The 25,810-nt window shown below is 59.4% G+C and carries 24 protein-coding genes; 6 read left to right on the forward strand and 18 right to left on the reverse strand.

Features of this window, described 5'->3' with window-relative positions:
- Positions 1-166: 166 nt before the first annotated feature.
- The 7 genes from hpxK to ACL2XN_RS15580 form a co-directional block, all read right to left on the reverse strand.
- Positions 167-1,468 (reverse strand): allantoate amidohydrolase, encoded by a 1,302-nt coding sequence (gene hpxK / locus ACL2XN_RS15550; RefSeq protein WP_413729016.1) that lies wholly within the window; start codon positions 1,466-1,468, stop codon positions 167-169.
- Entirely contained in the window at positions 1,468-2,712 is a 1,245-nt protein-coding gene (locus ACL2XN_RS15555) for a pyridoxal-phosphate-dependent aminotransferase family protein (RefSeq protein WP_413729017.1), read from the reverse strand. Before ACL2XN_RS15555 ends, hpxK begins: the two co-directional genes overlap by 1 nt.
- A gap of 153 nt (positions 2,713-2,865) precedes the next feature.
- Positions 2,866-3,609: an amino acid ABC transporter ATP-binding protein gene (locus ACL2XN_RS15560; RefSeq protein ID WP_410012495.1), complete on the reverse strand. Its 744-nt coding sequence runs from the start codon at positions 3,607-3,609 to the stop codon at positions 2,866-2,868.
- Complete coding sequence (locus tag ACL2XN_RS15565) at positions 3,590-4,246, reverse strand: amino acid ABC transporter permease (protein WP_410012496.1); 657 nt, start codon at positions 4,244-4,246, stop codon at positions 3,590-3,592. Before ACL2XN_RS15565 ends, ACL2XN_RS15560 begins: the two co-directional genes overlap by 20 nt.
- Positions 4,243-4,911 carry an amino acid ABC transporter permease gene (locus ACL2XN_RS15570; RefSeq protein WP_413729018.1) on the reverse strand — a complete coding sequence of 223 codons (669 nt, stop codon included), beginning with the start codon at positions 4,909-4,911 and terminating at the stop codon, positions 4,243-4,245. Before ACL2XN_RS15570 ends, ACL2XN_RS15565 begins: the two co-directional genes overlap by 4 nt.
- A 13-nt stretch (positions 4,912-4,924) precedes the next feature.
- Entirely contained in the window at positions 4,925-5,716 is a 792-nt protein-coding gene (locus ACL2XN_RS15575; RefSeq protein ID WP_410012498.1) for a transporter substrate-binding domain-containing protein, read from the reverse strand.
- 229 nt (positions 5,717-5,945) lie between these two features.
- A complete protein-coding gene (locus ACL2XN_RS15580) occupies positions 5,946-6,791 on the reverse strand; it encodes a MurR/RpiR family transcriptional regulator (RefSeq protein ID WP_410012499.1) in 846 nt (281 codons plus the stop codon).
- A 146-nt stretch (positions 6,792-6,937) separates the two neighbouring features.
- Here ACL2XN_RS15580 and ACL2XN_RS15585 point away from each other — a divergent pair, with 146 nt between their 5' ends.
- The 3 genes from ACL2XN_RS15585 (at position 6,938) to ACL2XN_RS15595 (ending at position 10,239) form a co-directional block, all read left to right on the forward strand.
- Positions 6,938-8,524 (forward strand): gamma-glutamyltransferase family protein, encoded by a 1,587-nt coding sequence (locus ACL2XN_RS15585; RefSeq protein ID WP_413729019.1) that lies wholly within the window; start codon positions 6,938-6,940, stop codon positions 8,522-8,524.
- A 99-nt stretch (positions 8,525-8,623) separates the two neighbouring features.
- Entirely contained in the window at positions 8,624-8,833 is a 210-nt protein-coding gene (hpxX, locus tag ACL2XN_RS15590; RefSeq protein WP_410016656.1) for an oxalurate catabolism protein HpxX, read from the forward strand.
- Complete coding sequence (locus ACL2XN_RS15595; RefSeq protein ID WP_410012501.1) at positions 8,830-10,239, forward strand: AtzE family amidohydrolase; 1,410 nt, start codon at positions 8,830-8,832, stop codon at positions 10,237-10,239. Before hpxX ends, ACL2XN_RS15595 begins: the two co-directional genes overlap by 4 nt.
- Positions 10,240-10,297: 58 nt before the next feature.
- Here ACL2XN_RS15595 and ACL2XN_RS15600 read toward each other — a convergent pair whose 3' ends face one another.
- Both ACL2XN_RS15600 and ACL2XN_RS15605 read right to left on the reverse strand, forming a co-directional pair.
- Entirely contained in the window at positions 10,298-11,038 is a 741-nt protein-coding gene (locus ACL2XN_RS15600) for an aspartate/glutamate racemase family protein (protein WP_413721921.1), read from the reverse strand.
- 114 nt (positions 11,039-11,152) lie between these two features.
- Positions 11,153-11,869, reverse strand: coding sequence for a GntR family transcriptional regulator (locus tag ACL2XN_RS15605; RefSeq protein ID WP_413729020.1), 717 nt, complete (start codon positions 11,867-11,869; stop codon positions 11,153-11,155).
- A gap of 144 nt (positions 11,870-12,013) precedes the next feature.
- Here ACL2XN_RS15605 and ACL2XN_RS15610 point away from each other — a divergent pair, with 144 nt between their 5' ends.
- Complete coding sequence (locus ACL2XN_RS15610; protein WP_410012504.1) at positions 12,014-13,510, forward strand: NCS1 family nucleobase:cation symporter-1; 1,497 nt, start codon at positions 12,014-12,016, stop codon at positions 13,508-13,510.
- Positions 13,511-13,583: 73 nt separating this feature from the next.
- On the opposite strand, the gene ACL2XN_RS15615 is transcribed toward ACL2XN_RS15610, so the two are convergent.
- Both ACL2XN_RS15615 and ACL2XN_RS15620 read right to left on the reverse strand, forming a co-directional pair.
- Positions 13,584-14,540: a GNAT family N-acetyltransferase gene (locus tag ACL2XN_RS15615; protein ID WP_413721919.1), complete on the reverse strand. Its 957-nt coding sequence runs from the start codon at positions 14,538-14,540 to the stop codon at positions 13,584-13,586.
- A 221-nt stretch (positions 14,541-14,761) separates the two neighbouring features.
- Positions 14,762-15,745 (reverse strand): NAD-dependent epimerase/dehydratase family protein, encoded by a 984-nt coding sequence (locus tag ACL2XN_RS15620; RefSeq protein WP_413729021.1) that lies wholly within the window; start codon positions 15,743-15,745, stop codon positions 14,762-14,764.
- 115 nt (positions 15,746-15,860) lie between these two features.
- Here ACL2XN_RS15620 and ACL2XN_RS15625 point away from each other — a divergent pair, with 115 nt between their 5' ends.
- A complete protein-coding gene (locus ACL2XN_RS15625; RefSeq protein ID WP_413729022.1) occupies positions 15,861-16,748 on the forward strand; it encodes a LysR family transcriptional regulator in 888 nt (295 codons plus the stop codon).
- Between the two features lie 323 nt (positions 16,749-17,071).
- On the opposite strand, the gene ACL2XN_RS15630 is transcribed toward ACL2XN_RS15625, so the two are convergent.
- From ACL2XN_RS15630 to ACL2XN_RS15660, 7 genes are all read right to left on the reverse strand, one after another.
- The gene (locus ACL2XN_RS15630; RefSeq protein ID WP_410012508.1) at positions 17,072-17,236 is read right to left on the reverse strand and encodes a general stress protein; all 165 of its coding nucleotides are present in this window, start codon (positions 17,234-17,236) and stop codon (positions 17,072-17,074) included.
- 601 nt (positions 17,237-17,837) lie between these two features.
- Positions 17,838-18,059 carry a DUF2474 domain-containing protein gene (locus ACL2XN_RS15635; protein ID WP_413729023.1) on the reverse strand — a complete coding sequence of 74 codons (222 nt, stop codon included), beginning with the start codon at positions 18,057-18,059 and terminating at the stop codon, positions 17,838-17,840.
- On the reverse strand, positions 18,016-19,026 hold the full coding sequence (gene cydB / locus ACL2XN_RS15640; protein WP_413729024.1) for a cytochrome d ubiquinol oxidase subunit II: 1,011 nt from the start codon (positions 19,024-19,026) through the stop codon (positions 18,016-18,018). Before cydB ends, ACL2XN_RS15635 begins: the two co-directional genes overlap by 44 nt.
- Before the next feature lie 2 nt (positions 19,027-19,028).
- The gene (locus ACL2XN_RS15645) at positions 19,029-20,465 is read right to left on the reverse strand and encodes a cytochrome ubiquinol oxidase subunit I (RefSeq protein ID WP_413729025.1); all 1,437 of its coding nucleotides are present in this window, start codon (positions 20,463-20,465) and stop codon (positions 19,029-19,031) included.
- Positions 20,466-20,775: 310 nt separating this feature from the next.
- Positions 20,776-21,696 (reverse strand): manganese catalase family protein, encoded by a 921-nt coding sequence (locus ACL2XN_RS15650; protein ID WP_413729026.1) that lies wholly within the window; start codon positions 21,694-21,696, stop codon positions 20,776-20,778.
- Positions 21,697-21,794: 98 nt separating this feature from the next.
- Positions 21,795-22,301, reverse strand: a complete 507-nt coding sequence (locus ACL2XN_RS15655; RefSeq protein ID WP_413729027.1) for a ferritin-like domain-containing protein — start codon at positions 22,299-22,301, stop codon at positions 21,795-21,797.
- Positions 22,302-23,667: 1,366 nt separating this feature from the next.
- Positions 23,668-24,726 carry an NAD(P)-dependent alcohol dehydrogenase gene (locus ACL2XN_RS15660; protein ID WP_413729028.1) on the reverse strand — a complete coding sequence of 353 codons (1,059 nt, stop codon included), beginning with the start codon at positions 24,724-24,726 and terminating at the stop codon, positions 23,668-23,670.
- 267 nt (positions 24,727-24,993) lie between these two features.
- Between ACL2XN_RS15660 and ACL2XN_RS15665 the strand changes: the two genes are divergently transcribed.
- The gene (locus ACL2XN_RS15665) at positions 24,994-25,797 is read left to right on the forward strand and encodes a shikimate dehydrogenase family protein (RefSeq protein WP_410012515.1); all 804 of its coding nucleotides are present in this window, start codon (positions 24,994-24,996) and stop codon (positions 25,795-25,797) included.
- Positions 25,798-25,810: the final 13 nt, after the last annotated feature.

Genomic DNA, 25,810 nt, shown 5'->3' on the forward strand with positions numbered 1-25,810 from the left:
ATTTCTATATGCGAAAGATATAACACCGCCGCATTCAAGTTTGGCGAATAAAGAACATGCTTGAAAGATATTTATCGCTAAAGATATTTTTCTGTCCCGATGCGCCTGGCGCGCCCTATCGGTGCGGGTCGCCTCCTTGCGCCGCCCTGCTCCTATACTACATAGTCTAACCGGCGCCGGTGATGTCGCACCTGGGTTCGTCGCCCGCCGGGCCTTCCGCCAGCGTCAGCACCGCCTCCAGATAAGCCCGGATCGCCGCCGCCACGTCCGCCATGGCGACCGCTTCATCGGGATGGTGGCTTATTCCCCGGTCGCAGCGCACGAACAGCATGCCCACCGGCCAGCGTTGCGCCACGGCAATGGCGTCATGACCGGCGCCGCTGGGCAATAACAGGCTTTTTTGCTGCATGGCCTGCACGCTGCCGGCCAGCACGGCTTGCAGGCGTCGATCGCAGGGCGTGGCGTCGATGCGGTAAAACTCCTCGCTGCCGAAGGCACAGGCATGCTGCCCGGCGATAGCGGCGGCACAGTCCAGCAGGCCGGCAAGCAATGCCGCCAGCGCGCGGTCGTCGGGGCCGCGGACGTCCAGCGTTAGCCGGACCTCGCCCGGGATCACGTTGACCGCGCCCGGCAGGCAGTGCAGCTCGCCCACCGTCGCCACCATCTCCGGGCCGTGGGCGGCGACGATATCGTTGATGCGCGCTATCCAGCGCGCGGCGGTATTCAGCGCGTCCGCGCGGTTTGCCATCGGCACGGTGCCCGCATGCCCGGCCGAGCCGGTAAAGCGGCAGTTCAGGCGCCTGGCGCCGTTAATGGCCGAGACCACGCCCAGCGCCAGTCCCGCATTTTCCAGGCAGGGGCCTTGCTCGATATGCAGTTCCAGGTAAGCGCTGAAGGCTGCTTTCTCCCGTTTGGCCCGGCCGATAAGCCCCGCATCCAGCCCGGCGGCGCGCAGCGCCTGAGCGACGCTTATCCCTTCGGCGTCGCGCCGCTCCAGCCAGTCCGGCGGCCAGGTGCCGGTAAGGCCCCGGCTGCCGAGCAGGGCGATGCCGAAGCGCGTGCCCTCCTCATCGGCAAAAGCGATGACCTCAATCGCCATCGGCAACCGCAGCCGGTGCTGGTACAGGTAATGCACCACCTCCAGGGCGGTGAGCACGCCCAGCATACCGTCGTAGCGCCCCGCGTTGCGCACCGTATCCAGATGGGAACCGAGCAGGATGGCCGGCAGCGCCGGCTGCAACCCCTCGTAACGGCCGCACAGGTTGCCGACCTCGTCCTGCCAGACACGCATCCCTATCGCGCGCATCCATGCGCCGACCTGCAGATTGGCGCGCAGATGTTCCGCAGAAAGATAGACCCGCGTCAGCTCGCCCGGCGTCGCGCTGATTTCCGCCAGCGTATCGCAGCGCGCCATCACCCTGAGCGCGGCGCTGCCGGCCAAATCCGCCGTCATTCTCGGTTGCGTCATTACACCTCCGCCGCGGCTGTGTAATGATCCCAGGCCGCCTGCGTGCCGGCGCCCTGCCCGCTGGCAAAACCCAGCCGGTTCAGCACCGCGTCCAGCGCGGCCAGGGTCTGCATCACGCAATCCTTGCGCGCGTTATAGCCCATGGTGCCGATACGCCAGATCTTGCCGTGCAGCGGGCCGAACGAAGTGCCGATTTCAATGGCGAAATCGTTCAGCAGCAGTTGCCGTACCTGTTCGCCGTTGATGCCGTCGGGTATCACCACCCCCAGCACATTATTCATTTTATGGCGTATATCGCCGAAGACGCCCAGCCCCATGGCTTGGATACCGGCCAGCATCGCCGCGCCGTGCAGTTCATGGCGGGCGATGGCGTTATCCAGCCCCTCCTGCAGCAGGATGCGCGCGCACTCGCGGGCGGCGAACAGCATGCTGGTGGCCTCGGTATGATGATTCAGCCGCTCCGGCCCCCAGTAATCCATGATCATGCCGAGATCAAAATAGTTGGAATAGATCATTTCATCATCGCCGTCCCGATGATCGGCGGTGCGGATCCCCTGCTCCACGCATTTGCGGCGGCGGATCTGCTCTTCAAAGCGCGGGCTCAACGTGACCGGCGCGCTGCCGGACGGGCCGCCGAGGCATTTCTGCAGGCCGGCGGATACCGCGTCCAGGCCCCAGGCGTCGGTGTCCAGACGGTTGCCGCCGAACGAGGCGGTGGCGTCGGTATAAAACAGCGCGCCGTAACGGCGGCAGATATCGCCCAGCTCCGCCAGCGGCTGCAGCATGGTGGTGGAGGTATCGCCCTGCACCGTCAGTAAAACACGCGGACGGATCCGTTTCACGGCGTCCTCGATTTGGCCGGGGCTGAAGACGTCTCCCCAGGGAACCTCAAGGGTGTGTACCTCGGCGCGACAGCGGCGGGCGATTTCGCATAACAGATGGCCGAAGCGGCCGAATACCGGCACCAGGACCTTATCACCGGGCCGGATCACGGAAAGCAGCACCGCCTCGATGCCGGCGCGCGATGTGCCGTCTACCAGCAGGGTCCAGCGGTTGGCGGTGTTGAACAGCTGGCGGTACAACGCCATCACCTCGTTCATATAGCCGGTCATCGCCGGATCATACTGGCCGATAAGCTGGGCCGACATCGCCCTGAGCACGCGCGGATCGGCATTAATCGGCCCCGGCCCCATCAGCAGCCGGGCCGGCGGATTCATCTGGTCATAGCTCGCAATATCCAACATGATTTATCCTTCCGAGAACGCTATTAATTTATTTAGTAATACGCCAAGTAAGTCGGCAACGGGGAACCGCCTCACCGGTCCTGAACCCCGCTGCCCGCCGCGCCCAATCCAGGCGGCGGCAGGGATGCAGATCCTGGCGCCGGACAGCCAGGCCTAGGCGTCGCCGAGGCCCCGTACCGAGGCAATAAACTGTTTCAGTTCCGCCGTCCGCGGCCGGGCGAACAGTTCTCGGCTTGCGCCCTGCTCCCACACCGTGCCCTGGTGCATAAACACCACCCGGTCGCCGACTTCGCGGGCAAAGCTCATTTCATGGGTGACCAGGATCAGGGTCATGCCTTCGCCGGCCAGTTTTTCCAGCACTTTCAACACTTCCCCCACCAGTTCCGGATCCAGCGCCGAGGTGATCTCATCGCACAGCAGCACCTTGGGATCCATCGCCAGCGCGCGGGCGATGGCCACCCGCTGCTGCTGGCCGCCGGAAAGGCTGGCGGGGTGGTAATCCAACCGGTCGCCCAGGCCGACCTTGTCCAGCATCGATACCGCCAGTTCGCGGCATTCGGCCGCATTTTTCCCCAGCACCCGGCGCGGCGCCAGCATCACGTTTTGCAGCGCGGTCATATGTGGGAACAAATTGAAATTCTGGAACACCATCCCCACCGAACGACTGATTTCCCGCGCCTGGGCATCACGGTGGGTCACCGTCATGCCGCCCAGCTTAATGCTGCCCTCCTGATACTCTTCCAGGCCGTTGATGCAGCGCAGCAGGGTGCTTTTGCCGGAACCGCTGCGCCCGATAATCGACACCACCTCGCCGGCGTCGATATCCAGATCGATCCCCTTCAGCACATGGTTCTGGCCGTAATATTTCTGCACCTGGTTAATGGTTATCAGCGGCATGATACTTTTTCTCCAGATAATGGCTGAGGCGGGAAAGGGGATAACACATCAGGAAATACCCCAGCGCCACCAGGCCGAAGACTTTAAACGGCTGGAAGGTGACGTTGGTGAGCATGGTCCCCGCCTTGGTCAGCTCGACAAAACCGATGATGGACGCCAGCGCGGTGCCTTTAACCACCTGTACCGAAAACCCCACCGTCGGCGCAATGGCGATGCGGATGGCCTGCGGCGCCATAACCCGCAGCAGGGTCTGGCCGAAGCTTAAGCCCAGGCAGCGGGACGCTTCCCACTGTCCTTTCGGCAGGGCATCGATACTGCCGCACCAGATATCCACCAGGAACGCGCTGGTGAACAACGTCAATGCCAGCGCCGCCGCCAGCCAGGGGCTGACATCAATGCCGAACAGCGCCAGGCCGAAAAAGGCCAGGAACAGCTGCATCAGCAGCGGCGTGCCCTGGAACAGGTTACTGTAGGCGCGAACACCCTGCTTTAGCCAGCGCCGGCGCGACAGGCGCATCAACATCAGCGGCAGGGTCAACAGGCCGCCGCCGGCAAAGGCCACCAGCGACAACAGCAGCGTCCAGCGCGCGGCCAGCAGCAGGTTGCGCAGGATATCCCAGTCGGTAAACGACGTCATGCCCCTTCTCCGCCGAAGATCAGGCGCCCGGCCCGTAGCAATACCTGGCGCATCAGCAGCGACAGCATCAGATACATCAGCGTCACCACCAGGTACACCTCAAAACTCAGGAACGTGCGCGACTGGATAAGGCTGCCGGCAAACGTCAGTTCCTCATAAGACACCTGGGAAACCACCGACGATCCGAGCATCACGATCACGCACTGGCTCACCAGCGCGGGGTAGATGCGTTTTAATGCCGGCGGCAGCACCACCCGCAGGAAGACCTGGCCGCGCGACAGGCCGAGCACCCGGCCGGCCTCCCACTGCCCCTTCGGCGTGGCCTGGATGCCCGCGCGGATGATTTCCGTGCTGTAGGCGCCGAGATTCACCACCATCGCCAGCAGCGCCGCCTCGCCGGCGGTCATTTTCAGCCCCAGCGCCGGCAGGCCGAAGACGATAAAAAACAGCTGCACCACAAACGGCGTATTGCGGATAAGCTCCACATAGACGCCCCATAACCGGCCCGGCACGACATACCGGCCGCTGCGGATAGCCGCGCCGCACACGCCGAGGGTAATACCGCCCGCCGTGGCGGCGGTGGTCAGCATCAGGGTCACCCACAGCCCGGACAGCAGTTCGGGCGTATAGGGCCACAGGGCGGCGAAATTAAGCTGATAGGTCATGGGCGCGGCGTCCTCAGGCGCCCAAATCGGCCGGCAGCGGCGCTTTCATCCATTTTTCGGACAGACTGTTGAGGGTATTGTCTTTCAGCGCTTCGTCGATCAGGGCGTTAACCTTCTCCTTCAGCGCCGGCTCATCCTTGCGCAGGCCGACATAGCACGGCGAGTCCTTAAGCATAAATTTCGCCGCCGGCGCCTTGGCCGGGTTCTGGCGGGCAATGGCGCTCACCACCAGATTACCGGTCGCCACATACTGCACCTGGCCGGACATATAGGCCGACAGCGTGGTGTTGTTATCTTCATAACGCTTGATCTGGGCATCCTTCGGCGCCAGATCGGTCAGCACCATATCCTCCACCGCGCCGCGGGTCACCCCCACCGTTTTGCCGGCCAGTTCCGCCGGCGCTTTCAGCCCGTCGTCCTTCGGCCCGAAGACGCCGAGGAAAAACGGCGCGTAAGCGCGGCTGAAATCAATGGTTTTTTCGCGCTCGGCGTTTTTACCCAAACTGGAAATCACCAGATCGACCTTGTCCGTTTGCAAATAAGGCACCCGGTTGGCGCTGGTCACCGGCACCAGTTGCAATTTCAGCTTCATCTTGTCGGCCAGGTAACGCGCCATGTCGATATCGTAGCCCTGGGGCTGCAGATCGGTGCCGACCGACCCAAAAGGGGGGAAGTCCTGTGGAATGGCGACCCGCAGCACGCCGCGCTGCTGGATTTGCTGTAACTGATCGGCCAGGGCCGCCCCCGCCTGGGTAAACAACAGGACCGCGCCCGCCAGGGCTATAAGCTGTTTTCTGATTTGCATACCGGGTTCCCAAGATGAAGTAATGAAACAAATGATTCTCAGGCTAATTATCTGCAACTAATGTGCCAAATGAAACCATTGATTCACGCCGGGGAACACCGGGGGGAAACATCAGGCCAGCCCCGCCATAAGCGGGGTTATGCTAACGGGAATGGCAAAGCCTTGGCCCTGCGGCGGGAAAATAACGCACCCATAAAGTGCAAGCGCACCGCTATGTCGCGCTGTTTTTTTATGAACCCCGGGGTTCAAGCTCATCCAGTTCGCCATACCCATCGGCGATACTGTGGATGCGCGCCCGTCCCTGGGCCAGGGTATGATGCAGCAATGCGTTGCTGATAAGGTTCGCCAGGCTCATGGCAGACGAGTAGGAATCAAACGCCGATACGCTGTCAAGCGTTGCGGCGATATGCCAGCGCGCCAGCGGAATCAGCGCCTGCGCCTGGGGCTCGCTTATCAGCAGCACCGGCACGGCGTTATTTTTAAGCTGCAGTAATAACGGCCGGATTTGCGGCGTGCGCCGGCGAAACGCCACCACCACCACCATATCCTCGGCGGTCAGATCCACTATTTCTTCGGCCAGCGTCTGCCCCGGCTGCGGCAGCAGGCTCACCCGCCCGCGCACCTGCAGTAGTTGCTGGCGCAGGTGCATCGCCACCGGATAGCTGTTGCGCAAGCCCACCAGGCACAGACGCCGGGCATTATCCATCGCCGTTATCACCGCGGAAAACTGCGCGCCGTCCAGCCGGTTGACCCAGTAGGTCAGGTTAGCCATTTCCTGTTTGTAATGCCGTGACAACAGCGTGTTGCCCTGGACCGCGTCGCGGCTATCGGTTAACGGCATCCCGCTTTGGCGCAACACCCGCAGTTCGTCGCGCATCTGGCGATAGTTATCATAACCCAGGCGTTTGAACAGCCGGCTGACGGTCGCCTTGGAGACGCCGCTTAAACGCGACAGCTCCGCGCTGTTATAACTGATCAGATCGTCGAAATGATCGAGGATAAACGCGGCGACCCGCTGTTCCTGCGGTGAAAGCTGCGCATAAGCGGCGCGCAGGCGCTCATCGAATTGCTTCATATCTCCTTCCCGGCTGCAACCTTTGTTTCATATTACCCTAGCATATCCTGCCGCGGCGCAGGCAAATGAATCCGGCGGCGCGGGTTGGAACGCCTCTTGCTTAACTGTTGCCAGCCTCCGCCCGTTAACAAGAGATATTGACCAAGATGAACAACAGTTCCATGGCGCCGATGGGCATGGCGGTGACGCCGCATCATCTTGCCAGTGAAAGCGCGCTGGCCGTCCTGCGCGCGGGCGGCAACGCCATTGAAGCGATGGTGGCCGCCGCCGCGTCCATCGCGGTGGTCTACCCGCATATGAACGGCCTGGGCGGCGATGGTTTCTGGCTTATCGTGCCGCCGCGCGGCGAGCCGGTCGCCATCGATGCCGGCGGCCCGGCGGGTTCGCTGGCGACTTTCGATTTTTACCGGGATGAGGCGCTTATCCCCCATCGCGGCGCGATGTCGGCGCTGACGGTGGCGGGCACGGTGGCCGGCTGGGCTGAGGCGCTGTCGCTCTCGGCGGAAATGGGCTACCCGCGGCTGCCGCTATCAAGCCTGCTCGCGGATGCCATCCGTTATGCCGCCGACGGCATGCCGGTTTCCCTGTCGCAGGAACAGGCTTCCCGCGCCAAATTCTCCGAACTGGCGGGCCGGGCGGATTTTGCCCGGGTGTTTTTTCCCCATCGGGAGATTCCGCTGGCCGGTAGCCGCTTTACCCAGCCGCGGCTCGCCGAAACCCTTATCGCCCTGGCGGAGCAGGGACTGGACAGTTTTTACCGCGGCCCGGTAGCCGCCGGCATGGCCCAGGAAATGAAGGCGATCGGCATGCCGGTCACCGCCGCGGATTTGGCCGCTTACCGCGCCAGACGGCGCGCCCCGCTGCGCCTGGCGCACGGCAAAGGCGAGCTGTTTAACCTGGCGCCACCCACCCAGGGCCTGGTGTCGCTGGCCATCCTCGGCATTACCGATCGCCTGTCCATGGCCGCGCAGTCTGAAACCCAGACCATCCATCGCATCGTCGAGGCCACCAAGCTGGCGTTCGCGCTGCGCGATGAAGTTATCACCGACCCGGCGCACCTGGCCTGCGATCCTGACGCCCTGCTGGCGCCCGCTTTCCTGGACGGCCTGGCGCGCCGGGTGGACGCCGAACGCGCCGCGCCCTGGGGCAGTATGCTGGCGCCGGGGGATACGGTATGGATGGGCACGGTGGACAGCAGCGGGCTGGCGGTGTCCTTTATCCAGAGCATTTACCACGAATTCGGCAGCGGCGTGGTGCTGCCGAAAAGCGGTATATTGTGGCAAAACCGCGGCGCCGCCTTTAGCCTGGAGCCCGGGCATTTGCGGGCGCTGGCGCCGGGCAAATATCCGTTCCATACGCTTAATCCGGCCGCCGCAAAGCTGCATGACGGCCGGGTCATGGTCTACGGCGCCATGGGCGGGGACGGCCAGCCGCAGACCCAGGCGGCGATATTTACCCGCCATATCATGCAGGGCATGCCGTTGCAGCAAGCCGTCAACGCGCCCCGCTGGCTGCTGGGGCGGACCTGGGGGCAGGCCACCGATACCCTGAAACTCGAAGGGCGTTTTAGCGGCGCCACCTTTGATGCCCTGCGCGCGCTCGGCCACGAGGTGGAGTCCCTGCCGGATTTCAGCGAAGCGGTCGGACACGCCGGCGCGATAGTGCGCCATACCAACGGGATGCTGGAGGGCGCGTTTGACCCGCGCAGCAACGGCAGCGCCGCCGGATTTTAGTGTTAACAAAACCTGGAGAACCTGATGGATAAGCCCTTGATTCCGACCGATGCGGTACCCATGGTTTCCGTACCGGGCGATTCAGCGCCCGGAGACTCAATGCCAAACGATTCCTTGCCTGGCGATGCCGTTCCCATCGATTGCGCGGCGTATATCCGCCAGATGGAAAGCGTGCTGGCGCTTAAGCTTGATGACGCCAGGCGCGCGGAGCTGCTGGCGCAGTTTGAGCGCATCGCCGCCATGGCGGCCCCACTGATGGCCTTTCCGCTGGATGACCGGCTGGACGTGGCGGGAGTCTACAAGGCATGAACATCACCACCCTGGCGTCATTATCGATAGCCGAGATCACCGCCCTGCTGGCCGGGGGCGAGGTATCGGCCCGTGAGATCGCCCGCGCCGTCCTGGACGCCATCGACGCCGCCAATCCGGCGCTGAACGCCTGGACCCGGGTCACGACGCAGAGAATGTTAAGCGAAGCCGACGCCCTGGACGCGCTGCGCCGTGCCGGCTCCCCCCTGCCGCCGCTGGCGGGCGTCCCTTATGGCGTGAAAAACCTGTTTGACGTGGCGGGCGAAACCACCCTGGCCGGCGCCAGCCTGTACAGCGATCGCGCCGCGGCGCAGCGGGACGCCTGGGCGGTGGCCAAACTGGCCGGCAGCGGCGCCATGCTGTCCGGCATGCTGAATATGGATGCCTACGCCTATGGTTTTACCACCGAGAACAGCCATTATGGCGCTACCCGCAATCCACGGGACCCGGCGCGCATCGCCGGCGGCTCCTCCGGCGGGTCGGCCGCCGCGGTGGCCGCCGGGCTGGTGAAGTTTTCCCTGGGCAGCGATACCAACGGTTCCATCCGGGTGCCGTCGTCACTGTGCGGCATCCTGGGCTTAAAACCCACCTTCGGCCGGCTGTCGCGCGGCGGTACGCATTCATTTGTCGCCAGTCTGGATCATATCGGGCCGATGGCGCTGTGCTGTGAAGATCTCAGCGCGGTCTATGACGCGTTGCAGGGCATTGACCCCGGGGACGGGTTCCAGGCCGACCGGCCGGTCAGCCCGACGCTACCGCTGCTGGACCGGGGACAGGAGGGGCTGCGCTGCGCGGTGCTGGGCGGGTATTTCCGCGCTTGGTGCGACGCGGATGCCGCCAGGGCGCTGGACACCGTCGCCCGGGCGCTGGGCGCGGACGAAGAGGTGATGTTCCCCGAGGCGGCGCTCGCCCGCTCGGCGGCCTTTATCCTCAGCGCGTCGGAGGGAGGCAACCGTTACCTGCCGGCGTTGCGGCGGGAACCGCACCGTTTTGAGCCGCTGTCGCGCGAGCGCCTGCTGGCCGGCGCGATGCTCCCTTCCGCATGGTATATCCAGGCGCAGCGTTTTCGCCGCTATTTGCAGGAGCGCATCCAGCCGCTATTCGCCCACTGGGATATTTTGCTGGCGCCGGCCACGCCCTGCTGCGCCACGCTTATCGGCCAGGACACGTTTACCGTTAATGGCCAGGCGCTGCCGGTGCGCGCCAGCATGGGCATGCTGACCCAGCCGGTGTCGTTTCTGGGTCTGCCGGTGGTGACCGTACCGCTCACCATCGCGGGCGGGATGCCGATCGGCGTGCAGCTGATCGCCGCGCCGTGGCGTGAGGATCTCTGCCTGCGCGCCGCGCGGGCGCTGGAGCAAAGCGGCGTGGTAGCGGCGACCGCCGCCTGCCAAAAAGCGGCCTGACGGCTGACGACGCAGGCCACAGCGGGCAACGTTAAATGCCGGGTTTTTACGGGCTGGTCTACAGGTTCAGCCCGTTAAAATGGCCGCTGATCTCTTTTGGCAGGGGATAATCCAGATCGCCGTATTTGCTGGTGGACAATCCCATGGCGTAAAGGGATTCAATCAGCTTGATGGCGGCGCTGACGCCGTCTATCACCGGCAGTTGCAGTTCCCCGGTCAGTTCCTGCGCCAGGTCGGCCATTCCGGCGCAGCCCAGTATAATGGCGCCGATACCGTCTTCCCGCTTGGCCCGGATGCAATGCTCCCGCACCTGCTGCTGCGCCAGCCCCGAATGATCCTCCAGCGCCAGCACCGGTAAATCAATGGCGCGCAGCCGGGAACAGTGCCGCTCGAAACCGTAGCTGTGCAATAGCTGGCGGGCGATAACCAGCGTGCGCGGCAGGGTGGTGACCACCGAAAAACGGGTCGCCACCAGGGTCGCCATATGCATCGCCGCCTCGGCAATGCCGACCACCGGCGCGCCGGCCAGTTCCCGCGCCGCCAGCAGGCCCGGATCGCCGAAGCAGGCGATGACATGCCCGTTCATCCCCTGTTCGCGGCCCTGTTTCACCCGTTGCAGCACGCCCATGGTCGCCACCGCTTCGTCGAAATGCCCTTCCACCGAGGATACGCCCTCCGCCGGACAGACCGCGACGATATCGGTGCCCGGCGCGGCAACGCGCCGCGCGGCCGCCTGGATCCGCTCGGTCATGGCAACGCTGGTGTTGGGATTGATTAATTGTATACGACAAGCGGCCATTATCGCGGCTCCTTTCTACCTGTGCCTGCACCGAATATACGGCGATGGTTATCCGGTTACGCCCGGGCGGGCGGCCAGATTTCTGTGCCGCCCGGGGCCGGAACCGGGCAAGTACTACCCTTTTACCGCCGGCGAGAATAAGCGCGCAAAGTCCGGCGTGGTTTCGCCGCTGCGCTCGAAATGAAGATTCGCCAGGATATCGTCGAAATGCTGTTCCATCTGCCGCACCAGCGATGGGGTATCCCCCGCCTTTAACACCGCGACCAGCTGCTGGTGATCATGGCAGCGGCAACCCTGCTGCCACGGCGCGCCATAAGCGGCAATCACCAGCGAGGAGCGCAGGGTGAGCTGCGAGACCATTTGCGTCAGCACCTCGTTGCCGGAAATCGCCTGCAGCTGCACATGGAACAGCGCGGAAAGACGAATCGCGGTGGCGCCGTCCCGCTCTTCATGCGCCCTCGCCTCCCCGGCCAGCAGATCCTCCAGCGCGCTGATATGCACCGCCTGGCAGTGTGCCGCCACCTGCGGTAAATTCGCGCACTCCAGCATGCGCCGGGTCAGCAGGACATGACGCGCCTCATCCACCCCCGGGGTGATCACCTGCGCACCACGCTTGGGCGTAAGCCGGATCAAATGCACTGCGGCAAGGCGCTGCAGCACTTTGCGAATGCCGGTACGGCTGATGCCGAAGGCCGCCGCCAGCGCTTCCTCCGGCAATTTGCTGCCGGGCGGCAGCTGATGCTCGACGATGGCTTTAACTATGGCGTGATAAATCTCATCGTCCTTATCCTGCGAAAAAACAGTACTTTTCAGGCCGTACCAACTGGACATTCACCGCTCCTGTATACGATAGAGATCTATTTCCGTATACCAAAATTAAAAATTAAGTATACACATTTTGTCGCATTGGCCTGGATCCTGCAAATCATTCCTCAGTACCGACATCCAAGGGTAGTGATAAGAGGAGCACATTTCATGCCAAACACTCATCAGGTAAGCGATAGCATTGGATCCACCGATCACAGCCGTTACAGCCCCAAGCTCTGCAACGAGGATTTAGCCCCTACCCGCCAGCAGGACTGGAGCTGGTACAATATTTTTTCATTCTGGATGTCGGACGTGCACAGCATGGGCGGCTACGTGGTGGCCGCCAGCTTTTTCACCCTGGGACTGGCGAGCTGGCAGGTATTGTTATGCCTGCTGCTCGGCATTTGCATCGTGCAAATCTGCGCCAACCTGGTGGCGAAACCCAGCCAGATGGCCGGCGTGCCCTACGCGGTGATCTGCCGCCAGGCATTCGGCGTATTCGGCGCCAATATCCCGGCGGTGATCCGCGGGCTTATCGCCTTTGCCTGGTACGGCATCCAGACCTATCTGGCGGCGAACGCCCTGATGCTGGTATTGCTGAAATTCGTGCCGTCATTACAGGCGCTGACGCAAAGCCACTGGCTGGGGCTTTCCACGCTGGGATGGCTCTGTTTTGGCGTGATGTGGCTGCTCCAGGCGATGGTGTTCTGGCACGGCATGAACGCCATCAAGAAGTTTATCGATTTTGCCGGACCGGCGGTCTACGTGGTGATGCTGGCGCTGGCCGGCTGGATCCTGTTCCAGACCGGGATAAGCAATATCTCCTTTACCCTGAGCAGCAAAGCGCTGACCCCGGGCCAGCAGGCCTGGGAAATGCTCACCGCGGTGGCGTTGGTGGTCTCCTATTTTTCGGGACCGCTGCTGAACTTCGGCGATTTCTCCCGCTACGGTAAAAGCATGGATGAAATCCGCCGGGGCAACCGCTGGGGCCTGCCATTCAATTTCCTGCTGTTTTCCATTGTCACCGTGGTCATCGTCTCCGGTACCCAGAGTCTGTTCGGCCAGATGATTACCGATCCGATTGAAACCGTCAGCCGGGTCGGCAGCAGCGTGGCGGTGGCATTGGGCCTGCTGACCATGATTATCGCGACGATAGGCATTAATATCGTGGCGAACTTTGTCTCGCCGGCATTCGATTTTTCCAACTGTTCGCCGCAGAAAATCAGCTTTCGCACCGGCGGCATGATCGCGGCAGTGGGCTCGGTATTGCTGACGCCGTGGAATCTGTTCCAGTCGCCGGAGCTTATCCATTACACGCTGGACGTGCTGGGCGCGTTTATCGGCCCGCTGTTCGGGATCCTGATCGCCGACTTCTATTTTATCAAGCGCGGCAAGGTATGGGTGGACGACCTGTTCAACGCCACGCCGTCCGGTCGTTATTGGTATAATAATGGTTTTAACCCCAAGGCGATCATGGCCCTGGCGCCGGCGGTGCTGATAGGGCTGGCGATAAGCTTTACCCCCGGCCTGCATCAGGTGGCGAACTTCAGCTGGTTTATCGGCGTCTTTCTGGGCGCCGGCTGCTATCGCTATCTGGCGCGGCGCGATATCGTCGCCAGCGCCGGCATGCATTACGCGGGCCTGGCGCCGGCGCCGAAAGAGTAGGTTTTAGCCCTGGCACCGCCCCGGGTGTCCGGGGCTGATGCTGCGCGGCGGATGATTATAAATTGTGGTGATGCTAATCCGCGTGACAGGGCCGCACAAAACGCTGTTCCATCACTTCCCGGCCCCATTGCCGGCCGGGAGACGCCTCGGCCAGGACAAAACCCTGTGACTCATAAAGACGCCGCGCCGCATCCAGCCCGCTGAAAGTCCACAGCTGGGTGGCGGTAAAAGCCCGGCGGTCGCAGAACGCCAGCGCTTCTTGCAGCAAACGCCGGCCGATACCCGCCCCGTGCAGGCCCTCTTCCACGATAAACCAGCGCAAATGTGCCTGCCGCCCGGGCAGATCCTCGCCGTCAATGGCGACCGAACCCACGATCCGCCCGCTGTCGACGGCGGTCCATAATTGGTTGTCAGGGTGGGCCAGCCTGGCGGTAAATTCAGCCAAACCGCTGGCTACCTTGGCTTCAAAAAACTGGCCGAACCCCGTATGACGGGAATAAAAATGCGCATGCATTTGTACGATGCGGCCGATAACGGCGGGCTGATAACCCGTATCTATACGCACCGGCGCGGCGATCTGCGCTGGCGCCTGGCCATGGGACGTCAGGGCTTGGGCATAAAGAGCCAAACCCCGGGCAACCGCCTGCCGCTCCGCTTGCTGCATGCGTTCCAATGCCGCCCTTACTTGTTGCCGCGCAAACGCCTCAATAACGGCCCGGGTGCGCTGGCCCGCCGCGGTTAAGGCCAGGAGTTTGACGCGCCCATCGACGGCGCTGGCGGTTTCTTTTACTTCCCCGGCGTTAATCAGCTTACGCACCATGCGGCTGACGCTGGACTTTTCCAGGCCCAGCAGCTCAGTGAGCTGCGCCGCCGTCATATCGCCCCGCGCGCCAATTTCCACCATGGCATGCACAGCCGAAGGCGGATAGTCGGTTGCAGCCAGGGTTGATTGCATAAACCCCAGTTTACGCACCATCTGGCGCGAGGCCGCGCGAATGCCGTCAACCAGCGGCAGATCATCCTCTGTCATGCAAATTGCCCATATAGTTGTATTATGCAACTTACTATAGGGCCGAATCCGGCATCCTGTCGAGGCCTGGACGCGATGTAACGGCGGGGACATAGAGGGTCATCACATAATAAGATCGGCAATAACGGTATCCGCGGGGCCGGAACCATCACTCCGTCGGTGCCCCGCGCGTCCGGTGTGTGAGGCCGTGATATCATGGCCGCCCGGGGCCGGCATTTCCCTCAATGGGCTGTAAGACACCCCAAGCCCATCAGCGTTGTTTCCACCGCCAGCTCCAGCGGCGTATGGGGTTCGCTGCCCAGCATCGCCTGCAGGCGGCTGTTATCCAGCCTAACCGGCTGGCGCCAGAGATAACGCATTTCCTGCAGTTCACGCAGGGTGGGCACCACCGGCGCCAACAGCGAGGTAAGCCACCACGGAAAAGCGCGCAACGCTGGCTGCCCGCCGTGGCGCATGACCACGCGGCGAATAGCGTGCGCCATTTGCATGCCGTCATCATCCCAGTGCCCCGCCATATGGAAGGTGCTGAAAGGCGATAATGTCTCACGCCGGGCCAGCAACGCCGCCATCGTCTCGGCGATGTCCGGCAGATAACACCACTGATGGCCGATACCGGCCTTCCCGGGGCTATTGATCACCGTCACCGCCCGTCCCGGTTTGATCACGCCTTGCGAGAACCAGGTATTGCCCGCTCGTGGGCCAAAAAAATCCCCGGCCCGCACCACGATGGCCTGCGCCCCCCGATCGGCCGCCGCCTGCAAACGCCGTTCAAGCTCGACGCGAATGGCGCCCTTACGGGTCAGCGGATGCTGCGGGGCATCTTCGTTCAGCAATGGAAAAGCATCCGGTCCATAATTGTAAACCGTGCCCGGCAGCATAATGGTGGCGTTTTCGGCGACGGCGGCGCGGATGCTATTGTCGATCATCGGCAGCACCAGCTCTGCCCAGCGTCGGTAGCCCGGCGGATTAACGGCATGGACAATCACGCCGCACCCCCGCGCCGCGCGCATCACATCCCCGGGGTTCATCGCGTCCCCGCGCAGCCAGTGGATGCCGTCCCGGTATTCGCCGGCGGCCGGCGCCTGCCGGTAAAGCGCCCGCACCTGCCAGCCGGCGTGATGCAATTTGCGCGCCGCTTCGCCGCCAATGCCGCCAGTCGCGCCAAGGACCAAAGCCGTATGCGCCGGATTGTCCGTTATGTTCATCGCATTTCTCCCCAAGGGTTATAAGAGAATTTTAATGCGGCGGCGTATAAAAGAAATTGTCTATGTCAGGCTACAACCTATACATTTATGTATGGTCAACAAGAGAGGGGAGTTTATGGGCTCAACTATCGGCTGGGAATACTACCGCACTTTTCTCGCCGTGCTCACCGAAGGGTCGCTCTCAGGCGCGGCGCGTGCCCTGGGCATGACCCAACCAACAGCGGGCCGCCATATCGCCGCCATGGAATCCTCATTCGGCCAGCCCTTGTTTATCCGATCGCGTAACGGCTTATCCCCGACGGAGGGCGCAATAGCCTTACGGGGGTATGCCGAAACCATGCGCGATACCGCCGCGGCGTTGGAAAGGGCGGCCACCGGCCGTGGCCGGGAAATCGCCGGTACGGTACGGATTTCGGCCAGCGAAGTGATAGGGACGGAAGTATTGCCGCCAATGCTGGCGCAGCTAAAACAATCGCATCCGCTGCTGCGCCTTGAACTGGTGACCACTAACCGGGTACAGGACTTACTGCGGCGCGAAGCCGATATTGCCGTTCGTATGACCCCGCCCAAACAGGAATCGCTTATCGCCAGACGCGTGGGCGATGTGAAGCTCGGCCTCTACGCGCATCGCGACTATCTGCGCCGGCACGGCGTACCGTCCGCGCCCGCCGACCTGACCCGGCATGCGCTGATCGGATTCGATGAAGAAACGCCTTATCTGCGGGCCGCGCGCAGGCAGTTGCCGGTATGGACGCGCGATGCCTTCACCTTTCGCACCGACAGCGATCTGGCCCAACTGGCGCTTATCCGCGCCGGCTGCGGCATCGGCATATGCCAAACGGCGCTGGCGGGGGACCTGGTGCGCGTACTGCCGCAACAGTACGGGTTTATCCTGCCCACCTGGATCATCGTGCATGAAGATCTGCGCGCCAGCCCGCGCTGCAAAGCGACCTTCGACGCGCTGGTGCTTTGCCTGCAACGGCATACCGGAGAGCTGGGCTAGCAAGCGTTTAGAGAGCAAGGTTTTAAAGGCGCGGTGCTGAGATCAGGAAAATACTGCATGATGGGCTAAAGCAGGCGGTGATGAAGAGGATAGCCGGCGGGGCAAATCACGTTCACGAATGCGAAAATCAACTGGTAACATCACGCTACGGATGGCCAACACGGATAATAAAAATACGCCGTCATTCTTGCTTGTAAAATTAAATCCCGGCACGGACGGCAGTCAACGCGCCGGGGTAACAGAGTTATAGGCACCTATGTATAGGTACTTACATCTTTATAGGCACTTACCTCTGTTGATAGTGCGTTTTGCACTGAACAGCACTAGCTGCGGCTGCTGTTCTGACCGCCTTTCTTACCGGCTTCAGACGCTTTTTCACGGTCGTTCTTGAAATTACCGCCGCTATTCTGGCCGCCTTTTTTACCGGCTTGAGAGGCTTTTTCACGATCTTCAGCGAAATTACCTGAACCACCACGATGTTCGGTCATAATAATATTCCTCTTTTTCATGGTTTACTTATTTGCATACCTTTATCTATAGGTATATCAGGAGATAAAGTGTATGCGCGTCTTACATTTTTAACTTTAGCGCATTATGCCCAAAACGCAAGGCTTGCTTATTTTTAATAAAAAGCATTCCTATTCAATTTGTTATTTGTTGTCGTTACATTTTGTAAAAAAATTAAAGAAAATTTCTTATTGATATTCCCGGTAACCTGACGGGTAAACGCATAAAAAACAGGCAATATTTTATTATTGCCATGCGGCGTGCTTTCGCCGGCAGAAGCGTCAGCGGTAAATTAAGCTTAGAATTTGGTGAAGCGCGATACCCGCATAAACATCGCGAATAATATGATAGTTTGAGATAAAAAAATCCCGCCGTTCCACAACGGAGCGAGTGGTGGCGGGCAAAACTTCACCAGGGAAAAACGTCATCACATCTTATTGTTATAAGACTACAATATCATTATGTGTCCGCACTTCATTATTTCAAGGAGGCCATCATAAATAAACGCCATGCCCTGGCGGCGTACCCAAAAAAAGCCTGCCAGAGAAGCATGTCTGTTATGCCTACTGGTCTAATATTTTATCAGTGGGCTATTTTCAATCCTGCCATGCTCATTATCATTCTTAATATCAGAGAAACAATAAACAACGCCATCACACTGCCACACCAAATCACCACCAGCCAAAATATACGGCCCCACCAGGACGGCAAGGACGATGAATGTTTCATTTTTCGTATCAGCGCCATAGCTCTGTCCCCCTCAATGGTAGCCTTCATTATGGCTAACCTTGCCCCGGAACACATAATAACTCCAAAACGTATAGACCAGGATCAGGGGAATAATAAACAAGGCGCCGACCAGCATGAATCCCTGGCTCTGCGGCGGCGCGGCGGCGTCCCAAAAGGTAATCGACGGCGGGATAAGATGAGGCCAGATACTGATGCCCAGGCCGCTATAGCCCATAAAAATAAGAAACAGGGTCAGCAGAAAAGGTGAATAATGGGTATCGTCCCGCATAATCGCGCGCCGCAGCGCCCAGGCCGTGAGTAATACCAACACCGGCACGGGTAAAAAGAAAAACACATTCGGCAGGCTAAACCAGCGATGCGCAATCGCCGGCTGCGCCAAAGGCGTCCAGACGCTGATAATGGCGATAATGGCCAGCAACGCCAGGGTTAACAGCCCGGCCCACCGTTTCATGTCGCTATGCAGCCGGTCACCGGTTTTCATGATTAGCCAGGTGCTGCCTAACAACGCATAGGCCGCCATAAGTCCCAGGCCGCAAAACAGGCTGAACGGCGTAAGCCAGTCCAGGACGCCGCCGCTGTAGTGGCGCGCCTGCACCGTAAAGCCATTGATAAACCCGCCCAATACCACCCCTTGCGAAAAGGTGGCGATAAGGGAACCGGCAAAAAATGATTTATCCCAGATATGCTGGCGCTCCGGGGCGGCCTTAAAGCGGAATTCAAACGCCACGCCGCGAAATATCAATCCGATAAGCATCAGGGTAAGTGGGATTGCCAACGCGTCCAGAATCACCGAATAGGCAAGCGGGAATGCGCCGAATAATCCGGCCCCGCCCATCACCAGCCAGGTTTCATTCCCATCCCACACCGGCGCAATGGTATTCATCATAACATCGCGATCGTGGCGTTCTTTCACCAGCGGAAAAAGCAGACCGATGCCCAGATCAAAACCATCCATGACCACATACATCATGATGCTGAAAATAATGATGATCAGCCAAATCAGCGGAAGATCGATGCCCATAATTAGTGTCTCCCCTCAGGAAAACCCACGTCGCCAGCGGCGCCAGTGTCCGCCGCCGACAACGGCCGGGCCGGCGTCCGCTTCTGTCCGGGGCCGCCTTCCGGCGCGTGCCGTCCGCTGCTGGATTGCGGCCCCTGCCTGATAAGCCGGAGCATATAGATAATGCCGGTGCCAAAGACGGCAAAATAAACCACGATAAACGCCAGCAGGCTGATGCTCATATGCAGCGCGCCGTGGGCCGACACCGCGTCCCTGGTACGCAGCAGGCCATAAACAACCCATGGCTGTCGGCCTATTTCAGTGGTAAACCAGCCGGCAATGATCGCCAGCAACCCTGTAGGGCCCATATATAAAACAAATTGATGAAACGGGCGGCTGTGAAATAATGTGCCGCGCCAGCGCAAATACAGGCCGGCGACGCCCACGGTGATCATCAATAAGCCCAGGCCGACCATGATCCGGAATGACCAAAAGATAATGGTGGAGTTCGGACGTTCATCCGGCGGAAAATCCTTCAGCGCGGGAATGGGCTTGTCCAGGCTATGGGTAAGAATAAGACTGCCGAGATAAGGTATTTCCAGCGCAAAGCGCGTTTTTTCCGCGCGCATGTCGGGCAAGCCGAACACAATCAGCGGCGTGGCCCGGCCGGCGGTATTCTCCCAATGCCCCTCTATGGCGGCGATTTTGGCGGGCTGATGTTCAAGCGTATTAAGACCGTGCGCGTCGCCGACAAAAGCTTGTATGGGGGCGACGCACAGCGCCATCCACATCGCCATTGAAAACATGATACGTACCGGCGCGCTATTATTGCCGCGCAGCAAATGCCAGGCGCCGGAGGCGCCGACGAAAAAAGCGGAGGCCAGAAACGCGGCGATGGTCATATGCAGCAATCGATAAGGAAACGAGGGATTAAAAATCACCGCCAGCCAATCCACCGGGATAACCTGGCCGTTGACAATCTCGAACCCCTGCGGCGTATGCATCCAGCTATTGGAGGCCAGGATCCAGAACGTGGACATTATCGTGCCCAGCATCACCATACAGGTGGAAAAGAAATGTAATCCCGGCCCCACCCTATCCCAGCCAAATAGCATAACGCCGAGAAACCCGGCTTCAAGGAAAAAGGCGGTCAGGACTTCATAGGTCAGCAAAGGGCCGGTGATGGATCCGGCAAATGCCGAAAACCCGCTCCAGTTGGTGCCGAATTGATAGGCCATAACCAGCCCCGAGACCACGCCCATACCAAAATTGATGGCAAATATTTTTAGCCAGAAATGATAAAGATCGCGATAGCTTTCCCGCCGGGTTTTAAGCCATAGGGCTTCCAGCACCGCCAGGAAACTGGCCAGACCGATAGTGATAGCGGGGAAAATGATATGAAAAGAAACGGTAAAGGCAAACTGTATCCTTGCCAGTATAAACGCGTGCATATCGCCCATGCTTACCTCTGCTTGCCCGGCTCTCCTGAGAGGGGCTTTTAGCCGTTGCCACCGTCCTGAGACGTCGCGATAAGCCGCATTGCTGCGCTCACGCCCAGGCACGGTAATTAAGGGATAACATTGGTTGCTAAGTCTGGCCAGGATCCTGCCCGTGTAATAAAGATAGCCTTATTGATGAGAGGCATTAAGCAGCGTGACGGGAAGCAATGGGCAAAGATGTTTTCCAGGCCAGCTCACCTATTATAAGCCAATAACGCCAATAGCAGCGGTTTACCCCGGCAAAAGATGCCGTGGGTAAACCGCGGGGTTTTTATTTTTTCTTGCTTTTCTTCGCGGGTTTGGTCTGCCCGGCCGCCTCGTTTTCAATCGGGGGCACCGCGCCGATTTCCGCGCCGGTGATGGGATTCACCTGCGGATCGGATTGGGTACGCAGCGTCAGGGTATCCACATTGGCCTGCTGCTTGGGCGGCAGCGCCACGCTGGCGCCGCCATCACCCCCGTCAACCGCCGGCGCGGGATTGGCGACGTACGCGAAGTTTTCATCCGAATTCCAGCTACCGCGCACCTCGCCGCCATCCGACATATTAAAATACGTGGTGGCATATTTTTCAATAGGCGGAAGCTTGCCCGGCGGAAAGTTATTGCGAATGGAATACAACGCCTTTTCAAACGAAATCTGGTGCGCCACTTCACGCGTCATCAGAAAACCCAACGCATCCTTTACCCCGGGATCGTCCGTCAGATTAATCAGACGTTCATAAATGATTTTGGCCCGCGCTTCAGCGGCGATATTCGATCGCAGATCGGCGGTCACTTCACCGATGGTATCAATATACGCCGCGGTCCAGGGCACGCCGGCGGAATTCGTTAATGCCGGTCCGCCGCCATACAGCAATGCCGTCGTATGGCTGCTATTGCCGTTGCCGGTTAATGAACGATACAATTCCGCCTCTTGTTCGGTGCCTTCCGCCAGATCGCCCTTGGCGCCTTTATTAAGCATGCCGACCAACGAGCCGATAATTTCCAGATGGCTCAGTTCTTCCGTGGCGATATCCAGCAGCAAATCCTTGCGTCCCGGATCTTCATCCCCGAGGCCCTGGGTGAAATAGCGGCACGCCGCCGCCAGCTCGCCCTGCGGACCGCCGAATTGCTCCAGCAGAAGATTCGCCAGCCCTGGATTAGGCTGGGCGACACGAACGGTAAATTGAAGTTGTTTTACGTGTCTAAACATGCTCACTCCCGACAAAAGTTATTATTTTCAATGCTTCCATGCCGGTTTTCCCTTATTCCCACCACGGACGAAGCAACCTGTCGCTTTATCCGGCAAGATCATTTTTTCGCCTCGACATCGGGCGTGGCGGAACGCACCATAAACTGTTCCGTGACATTCGGCAGATGGGTAAAGGCCCATTCGGCCATGGCGAGTTCCTGTTCGCGGATTTGCTCAAAAACCCTGGCGCCTTCCACATCCCCGGCCAGCTTGGCGGCGGCGATAAGCGATGTGTAGCAAGCGGCTTCAAAATGCTCAAAGACATAACCGCTGATGGCGCCTTTAACCACTTCGTCCTCGGCGGTCATGCCGCCCACCGCCTGCCCAAAGGCCGACATTTTCCCCATGACGTCTTTTAAGGTTGAACGGGAAATGTTATTACGATCAATCACGTCCTCCAGCAGCACCAGTTGCTGACGGGTTTCTTCTCCATGCAGTTCAAGACGCGCCTTCAGATCGGGATAATGCTCCAGCCGGCCGGCCATTTTTTCCAGCATGCTTTCGGCTTGTTTTTCCATGGCGTGCGCGTCACGAAGCCAATCGTGGTAATTTTCTTCGTAAGTCATGATTCACCTCTCAATTGATTAAACAAACCTGCCTGTCGTGGTATCCGTGGTCTTTTTGCCAGGAACGTATGCACCAGGGAGGTAGGGTGGCTTAACTGCCGTGCCAAAAAAAACCGGGCCTTGAATTTGAAGTAATGGTTAACAAGATACGGCGCGCGGAAAAAAGAAAATATTTCTGCAGCCGCGCTTTCATTTTGTGGTTATCCGGCAAAAAACATGGGGGAAAAAGAGAGTACCTAACAACCCTGCCCTGCACGGCGCAGCGTCAATTTCTTTATTTTCCAATGCCATTTCGCCCGGGCTATGAAATATAATACGTTGCAGGCATACAATAATGTTCCATTGCTTAAAATAGCTGTCATTGCGTCATTTTATGCCCGTGATGATAAATACGCCTGGCACTTTAGCCTGGTTTACATTGACCGGGTTTAAATGGATGGGTGCCGTCGAATAATTTATCTCACCGCATTAAAGATGAACAATTAACCCCCAGCGCGGATGATACTCTTAACAAAAATAAAGCGCCTGCGGTATATTTAATCCGCTGACCACCCTATTTCACAGGGTCCAGTAATCTTCCCCCGCCCTATCACTGCGCGGCCATAAGAATATTCTCCTGCAACTCTGCGCAACACTCATAACATTAGAGGGTGCTTGATGTTAATTGTTTAGTTAATGTCTCGCTTGTTGTACCTATTAAAATGTAGCGCATCTTAAGATAAGCGCAAGTTTGAATCGATATTTTTGACTTTATAAAAAAACCATTTTATTCATAGCGTTATCATCGCACCGTGCCATGGAAAAATAAAAAAATAAACTTTTACCATCAACGCGCCGGCTCTTTTTATGCCAGTGATAATGATTGTTTGGCGTGGCGCCAATCCGGAAATTAAGCGAAGCGGGGAGCTGTTTCATTAGATTAGATTTATGTTTTATGCAACTCTATAAAAAATTCACATTAAATCCGTCTGTTATGGAATTTTCCTCTTTCCAGGGCGGCCGCTATTTTTCAGCAGTCGCCATCGCCGGGAAAGGATTATTACGCGCATGTCACGTCACAGATGAGAATGATATATATTATCAACGCGCTAACCAAACCGACTGTTAGCCAAAAAAACCACGGTCGCGAAAAATAAGAATAATGCCACGGCAACGGTGGGCTTGCGTATGGAGACTCAGCCGGGACCAGGGAAAAAACCTCGCGCGCCGCCGGTTAAAGTGTCCGGGGGAATAGCCCGCCATCCAAGGAAAGCGCATAAAATAATAAGGCCCCTGTCCTGTTACAGCGGACAGGGGCCAAAGGGTATAAACCCATCATTAAAAAGGTGGCGGCTGATGCCGGCCAGTTCCCTACGCCTGAAACAACCTAGGCCATATCCAGCGATGCCATATCAATCACAAAGCGATATTTCACCTCGCCACGCTCCATACGTTCAAAAGCATGATTGATATGCTGTATGGGAATGATTTCACAGTCGGGAAGGATGTTTTGCCTGGCGCAGAAATCCAGCATTTCCTGGGTTTCGGCAATACCGCCCGAGGGTGAACCGGTTATGCGCCGGCGTCCCATAATCAACGGCAGGCTGCTAAAGCCCGCCATATCCCCTAAATTGCCGACAATCACCAGCGCGCCTTCAATATCCAGCAGTTGAACGTAGGGCGACACATCATGAGATACGGGAATGGTATCGATAATCACGTCAAAAGAAGCCCCTGCCGCCGCCATATCGTCTCGTGATGTGGACAGCAGCATTTTTTCCGCGCCCAGCGCTTTGGCTTCCGCCGCTTTTTCACCGGTGCGGGTAATCACCGTCACCGCGGCGCCCAGGCCCGCGGCCAGCCGAACCGCCAGGTGGCCAAGACCGCCGATGCCGATGACCCCGACCCGGGTCCCGGGTCCAACGTTCCAGGTACGTAACGGGGAATAAACGGTAATACCCGCGCAAAGCAACGGCGCGGCGCGGGCCGGATCGAGCCCCTGCGGCAATGTCAGGACAAACTCTTCCCGCACGACGATATGCTTGGAATAACCGCCGCGGGTGATCTCGCCGGTGAGGCGATCGTGGCCGTTATAGGTCACCGTGGGGTATTCCCGGCACATCTGTTCCTGATCTTTGCGGCACTGGTCGCAATGCTGGCAACTGTCGACAATAGTTCCCACCGCCACCAATTGACCAACGGCGTGGCGCGTAACGCCGGCGCCGATCTCAATCACCCGGCCGATGATTTCATGGCCCGGAACGCAAGGATAGGTCGTCGGCCCCCAATCTTGCCAGTCGTCCCGGCTTTGGTGGAGATCGCTATGGCAAACGCCGCAGTACAAAATCTCAATCGCCACATCATTGCCGCGCAGGGCGCGCCGTTCAAAGGAAAAGGGCGCCAGTGGGGTACCGGCCTTCAGCGCCGCATAACCGATAGTCTTCATACATCTCTCCCAGTTGATTGAATTGCGTTCCCTGACTTTACACGCGCCCGGCGGGCCGGCGTCAGTCCGATCCTTCCGGATTATTGCCTATTCCGCTTGATTTCTTGCGCCACGCGAACCGCGCGCCGGCGCGCCTATGCCGCTGAATACGCTGCGCTAACGGTACAAACCCCCTTCCCTCTCATCGGGCAAATTCTCTCTTGCTGATGCAGCCCGCGGGCTTTTGTTTTATGCTCAGATAACACGCAATCATTCACGGGCACGGGCATGGACGAACGCAATACGGTCAACGGCAACCTGCGGTTCCTGGGCATTATCGGCGATCCGGTGGCACAGGCTAAATCCCCAGCGCTAATTAATGCCGCGCTGCGCGAGCGACGGATCACGGACACGCTGATGATCCCTTTGCATGTCGACTCCGCCGGTTTAGCGGACGCCATTAACGGGCTGAAGGCCTGCCGCAATTTTTGCGGGGCGGTCGTCACCATGCCGCACAAGCGCAACGTGTTGCCCCTGCTGGATAGGGTATCCGACTCAGCCAGGGCCATCGGAGCCTGTAACGTATTTAAGCGCGCTCCCGACGGCCGGTTAAGCGGCACCATGATGGATGGGGAAGGGTTTGTCGCCGGTTTGCAAACACGGGGATATGGCATCCGGGGTAAAAGCGTTTATCTGGCCGGCGCCGGCGGCGCGGCGGCGGCGATTGCCTTTGCGGTGGCCGCCCATGGCGCCCGTCGGCTGGTTATCTTCAATCGCACCGCCGGTAAAGCCTCCGCGCTGTGTCAACAGCTGCGGTCCCTTTATCCCGGAGTGTTAATTGAGCAGGGCAATGAATTTCCCCGGGAGGTGGATATCGCCATTAACGGCACCTCCGTCGGCATGAGCGGCGATACCGCACAGCCCTTTTCATTGCGCTATCTGGATGCCTCCACGGTGGTGTGCGATATTGTGGTGTTCCCGGAGCAAACGCCCCTGCTGGCCAACGCCGCCCAGGCCGGATTGCCGGTCCATTACGGCAAGGAAATGATCATGGCGCAGGTCCCGCTGCTTATCGACTTTATGCTGAGTTGATGAGCGGCTCTCC

Origin of the sequence: Sodalis sp. RH22, assembly GCF_047324165.1 — a bacterium.
Lineage (GTDB): Bacteria > Pseudomonadota > Gammaproteobacteria > Enterobacterales > Enterobacteriaceae > Acerihabitans.